Source organism: Lysinibacillus sp. GW821-FHT14F06 (assembly GCF_058803665.1).
The window spans coordinates 23,890-29,889 of record NZ_JBXAPF010000051.1; the positions used below are offsets into that span (position 1 = coordinate 23,890).

4 protein-coding genes are annotated in these 6,000 nt (G+C 29.0%); 1 reads left to right on the top strand and 3 read right to left on the bottom strand.

What is annotated here, in order from left to right; translation table 11 throughout:
* Window positions 1-193 precede the first annotated feature (193 nt).
* Complete coding sequence (locus AC1RNS_RS25385) at window positions 194-772, top strand: TetR/AcrR family transcriptional regulator (protein ID WP_492996613.1); 579 nt, start codon at window positions 194-196, stop codon at window positions 770-772.
* A gap of 98 nt (window positions 773-870) precedes the next feature.
* On the opposite strand, the gene AC1RNS_RS25390 is transcribed toward AC1RNS_RS25385, so the two are convergent.
* The 3 genes from AC1RNS_RS25390 to AC1RNS_RS25400 all read right to left on the bottom strand — a co-directional run.
* Complete coding sequence (locus AC1RNS_RS25390) at window positions 871-2,079, bottom strand: acyltransferase family protein (RefSeq protein WP_492996614.1); 1,209 nt, start codon at window positions 2,077-2,079, stop codon at window positions 871-873.
* 1,199 nt (window positions 2,080-3,278) lie between these two features.
* Complete coding sequence (locus AC1RNS_RS25395; protein ID WP_492996615.1) at window positions 3,279-4,628, bottom strand: hypothetical protein; 1,350 nt, start codon at window positions 4,626-4,628, stop codon at window positions 3,279-3,281.
* Window positions 4,629-4,833: 205 nt separating this feature from the next.
* Window positions 4,834-6,000, bottom strand: a 1,167-nt coding sequence (locus tag AC1RNS_RS25400; RefSeq protein ID WP_492996616.1) for a reverse transcriptase domain-containing protein, incomplete at its 5' end; no start/stop codon positions are given.

The window sequence follows — 6,000 nt, forward strand, 5'->3', positions numbered from 1 at the left end:
AAAGGCCATACAAAAATGCCCCCAATTAGATAAGATGAATTTTTTTATTTCATCTGTCTACCTAATTGGGAGCATATCAATAATAGCTGTCTGTTTTTCTTAATATGTATAATTAAAACAATAATTACTTTTTAAACATTTATTTATAGTAGAATTAATAATAACGTTATTGTAAGAAATGGAGTGAATAAAGTTGGGAAGGGAAGAAAAGAAAAGACAAACTAAATTAGCTATAACAAACGCTGCTTTCAAATTATTTTCGGAAAACGGATATGAGTCGACAAAGGTTGAAGATATTGTGAAATTAGCTGGAGTTTCTAAGGGTACTTATTTTAATTATTTTCCGACAAAAGAGGCAGTCATAGAGGATTTCGAAAGAATTTCAATCTATTCAGAAGCTGAAAAATTAATGAATATCACAAGTCCAGTAGTACCTAAACTACTCTCTTCGCTAATTAATATCGTACATAATTTAAACTATACAAGGTCATTAAGAAGAGCAACTTTAATGGCAACTCTCTCAAGTGCCAATAATTTAAATGATCACATAGATAATATGAATAATCTTCGTGCTTTATTGATTCCAATTTTTAAGCATGGACAAGAAACGGGGGAATTTACACAAAAATTATCCCCTGAAACACTGGCAGACTTAACTATTCAAATGTTTATTGGTGTATTAACCCACTGGTGTCTTGGTGGAGGCGAAGATGATCTTATTACACAACTTATGATGAGTTTTGATGTTTTCTTTAAAGGAATATCTTCATAAAGATCCTGTTGATTTCCAAAGTACTCCTGCGAGAATAGCCTGGGTTATAAAAACTCGCAGGAATGTTGTCAAAGAGAGAATTGGAGACAAGCAGAGAACTAATATATACTCTTCTTATTAAATTTATCGACTAAACTTTGAGAACGTCTATGATTTGTACCAGAGAATAGTAGACTAATAACTGGTAATTTTCGAATAATAAAATACGATATTAAATGGCTAAAGACAATCCCCAATAGTGATGCTAATACGAATTTTATATAGCCTGAAACAGGTACACTAATTAAAATATATTGAATTCCAATTAAAACCGGAATATGAATAATGTAAACACAAAAGGTATTTTTAGCTAGCGTCTCAATCCATTTTGATTTTCTATTTAATTTACGTTGAAATAATTCAATTAAACCAATTGAAAGTCCTGTACATAAAAAGGTCTCATAGATTGCATAAATAAGTGAACTACTATCCCATCCACCCCTTGAATGTGGTACAAACCCAATGACATTTAAAGCAATTAATAAAACCCCTATAAATAACCACAAATTACCAACACCTTTAGGGATATGATAAATCCAGTTACTATTAGCAGCTGTTATTCCCAAAACTACAAATGCTAAATATTGAGGAAAGTGTGCATACTCCATTTGGATAAAACCTAGTACACCAATCCATTCATCAATCGAATAACTTGTTCGAACTAAAAAAGTGATTAACGATACGATAATAACAAATATAAAAATATGTTTATGTGTTGGGGAAATTAAAATTTTTGGTAAATTAATATTTTTAAAAAGATTCATTAATAATAGATATATCAGTGAATAAATAAGAAGATGTTCAATAAACCAAAGATGGCCAAAATTTAGGTCTGGCCAAGATGGTCCTGCCCAATTTAATGGTTTTTCACCAAATCCTAGATATATATTTTTATAGTATTCATATAACGATAGGTTAGGGTAACCACGAAATTCATTATAATAAAAGTACATTATTAAAGGAATTATTACTATAAATCCAAACAATAAAGGTATACCAATTCTCTTCAACCGATCTTTCAAAAAACCTATATTCCCTTTGTGTTTATACGCAAGAGGGATAAAATAAGCAGAAAGAAAAAAATAAAGACTCATATTAAAGGCAGAGTTTATCCCAAAAAAAACGCCCAAGTCAGAATCGACACCCAAATCTCGTACATACCAAAAACCATTTGACCCGCCATAAGGTTGACCTGCATGGTGGACGATTACAGTGCAAGAAAGAAACACTTTTAAAAAATCCATAAAATGAATACGTGTATTAGACAACTTACATTTCACCCTTTTTTCGGAAATAACCACTAAACTATTTATAATACTTTTTAGACTCACGGTCAATATTTATCTTATTATTTTATTGATTAAATTTTAGAATATTTATTTTACAATCATCATTTATGACTACAGGTCAATTTATATATTGTTAATTACGTGGAATTTCACTTTATAAAATGTTTAGTGCAAAATAAAAAAGGAGCAGAATGTAACTGGAAAATCTAGCAGTTATGGGTCCTTTATAACGAAAAAAAATATCATTGTCCATACCCTTCAAATCTACTAACCTATTGGCAAAAAAGTCGATTAGGAGGAATGGAAAGGATGCTTACAATGATACAAGTTCATCATATCAAATTTTTGTATGAGGAAAAGGTTATTCCTTACGGAAAATAGCAAATGAAACGGGACATGATTTTAAAACCGTACAAAAATACGTGGAGCAACAGGATTTTAATCTGAAACTAGAGAAGCGTAAAACCGTGTCAAAAAAGATAGATGTATATAAAGATGAATCATGGATTGGCTGATAGCGGACTTAGAAATGCCAAAAAAGCAGCGTCATACGGGAAAGCGTGTGTTTGATCGCTTAAAGGAAAAGTGTATCTACATCAAGTTTTTGGACACATCTCGATTAAGTTTTCTTCTTGGGCAACATCCCGAATGGATTATTCCACATCCCACGTAGCCCGTCAAAGTGAAAAGAGCCATTGACCGCCTACGTGGGATGTAGACATCAACTGAACAGGTTGATGCTCGCTTTTATTGTTATTTATTAATTGTAATAACTTATATTCTCCGCAAAACTGGACTTTCTATTTAAATGAACTTAATTTAGGATTATTAGTGCCCCCTCACAATACAGCTGAAAACAATTTACCTTTCTCTATTAATTATGAAGCAAAATAAATCACTAATCATATCATTATCAATATGATTAGTGACTTATTCAAAAACCACACTTACTTATGATACGGTTCACCATGATGGGGCTAAGTGAGGTTTTTACTATAATAATCACCTTGAAAAATTATACTGACTATAAATAATTATTCATTTTTGACTCTTAACTCTTGTTCTAATTTCCCCCAAAAATAGGAGTCATAACTATCAAATAAACAAGTAAATCTATTACCTATAATTATACTAACATTTAAATCTACGGGTGGATAAAAATGATGATTAGAGGAAATCTAGTACCCAAACTGTGCTAGTTCATCCGAATGTAATGATTCTATAGCTAAATAGTTTTGTGTTCTATATTCTAAATACTCAAAAAAGGTATTTATTCCATTAATCCTAGTGGAAATCCACAATATTTTTTGCAATGCAAAAATATTAACGACCCATGTATCTCTATAATTTTCCGCTAAATATCTATTGGATAATTCCGATAAATCTAAATATTCATCAAGTACTACAACAATTTTATAGATTTTTTTATTTTTGCTCGTATTAATCTTTAATACTTCTTTTCTTTCCTTTTTATTATTAGAATTATAATAAATAGTACTATTACTATTTATTAAATACTCTTTTCCTCTCTGACACTGCTGACAAGCCTTAACAATAACTTCTTTAAAGTGCTTTTCTCTTGTTGATGTTGCATCTTTTCCTTCTATAAAGATATTTTTAAAATTTTGGGACTTACACTCTATGAATAAAACTGTATCTTCAAATGTTATAATTAAATCTTGTTCATTTCCTTTCTTGTCATATGAGGTATGAAATACTTCTTCAAAAAAATTACTAATAATATCTTTTGAATATGCCTCTAAAATATCACCTTTCTTGTCATTTGATTTTTTATTATCTAGAATTCCTCTTAAAATATTTTCGAATAAATGATATGTTCGCGGTATATATAAACCATTAGAAAACTTTAATCCTAGTTTTCCTTTAAAGGTAGTTCTTAAACTATCAACAATCAACATTTTTTCATCTATTTCATGACTATCTATAAATAAGCTTTCAAAGTTTCTATAGTTTCCAAAGGCTCCTTTTAAAATTTTCTTTTTAATATATAGATTTTTTGTTGATGTTACTAAGATAAGCAATTTATAAAAATTTTTATTTATCGATAAACTGTATATATCTTCAGATAATTCTTCGAAATACTGAAATAACTTAAAATACTCATACACATGGATAGAAGGGTAATCATACTTATAATTTAAATATCTTCTTAAATCATTACTTTCAAGTACATTATCACTTACCCGTTTTGACCAATCCAATTCAAATATTTTATCTATTATCATTATGAAAATTTCTTTTTCTGCAACTAAATCAAATTTATATTTATTAAAAGCTTTCATAATATTAGTATTATATGAAATAAATATATAACTTAATTCTACAGATAATCTCAAAGAAAATTTAAATGTTTCTAAATCCATTTGTCTATCTTGTATAACTTCGTTAAAAATTTGAGCTCTATCTACCCTTGCTATTTTTTTATAATGTAGTTTAGCAAATCTAATTAATTCTGCTATATCATTAAATCCTTTTATCTCTTCCTTAACTTTTTTGTAATCAACCATATCCAGCTCCACAACCTTTTTATTTTAAAAAAATAATTTTATTCGGTAATCACCAAGAATAAAAAGTTATTTAAATTTTTTAAAGTGGTATTTTTTCAAATTGCCTTTACTTATGATAAGGAAGGGCATGATGTGGCTAAGTGAGGTTTTATTCTATTAAAAAGACAAGCCGAATATCTACTAAAGATACACAAGCTTGTCTTTATTACTCTGGCTTTTCTAATCGTGATTGAATGTTTTTCCAGTGATTCTTCACTTGCTTTTCCATGAGATTCACGGTTTTTGAATCCCCATCAAATATTTTCTGTGCTCTTTCGACATAACTAAGAAAATTCCCATGCCCTTTCTTATCTTTACCTAAGTGTGAGTAGTTCTTATACAACTCTCTCCTATACGATTTACGACCGAATTCTTTTGATTTGCGATTAGCTATCCTTATTTTACGGTATGTTCTCGTGTAATATTTAAATAGGCTTTTTTCTCTAATTCGAACTTCTTCACCATTAAAACTGAATCCCAAATAATCTAATTCTGTCCTTTTAAATTCTAAATCAGTAATTTTATCATTTGAATAAAAATAATTACCTGTTTTTTCAGGTTGAATTTCTAAATTTGGAATCTGCCTTCTTACATCCTCCACAAACTTTTGGTGAATCTTATAGTCATAGTCTTTGATATCTCCCTCAATAGGAATAACTATAATTAAATCATCACAATACCTTCTATATAATCCATTTTGTTCATTCGTATATTTTTGAATTTTTTCATCAAAATCTAACAGATAGATGTTTGAGCAAACTGAACTAATACCTGCTCCTTGAGGAATTCCATAACTTTTAGAATTCTTATATATATTTTTATGCTTGAAGGCTCTAAACTCCTCTTCTGTGAAATATTTATAGCTATCCTTAATTTCACTTTCAGTATATTTAGTCTTCAATTCTGCTTCTATCGTATCTTTAATAAAATAACTAAACTTTGTTATATTCTTAAAGACGTTATAATAATCCTTAGGTAAGGTGTCCTTTTTCAGAACACAGCGGATTTTTTCTTTAAGATACCTGTGGTCTAACGTATCAAAGAAATTAGTAAAATCCGCAACAAAAATATATGCGTTTTTTTGAATTTTTATAAAATCAATAACTTCTTTAGCGAAATCAATATTACTTTTTCCAGATAAATTATTTCTATATGCAGTTGAAACTTCATTAATGCTCATTTCGTGAGCAATAGAATTATAGTAATTATTTAACTCATCTCCATAATATTTGTATATGAAGCTATCAATGTGAGATGAGGCTGGGACAAAACCCTTCTCTAAACTAAAAAGCCGGTGAAATTTTACGATCAGTAAAATTTCACCGGCTTTGAA

Bases quoted from the DNA above. Each gene is read 5' to 3' on its own strand.
- AC1RNS_RS25395 (WP_492996615.1), bottom strand. From the start codon at position 4,628: ATGGTTGATTACAAAAAAGTTAAGGAAGAGATAAAAGGATTTAATGAT.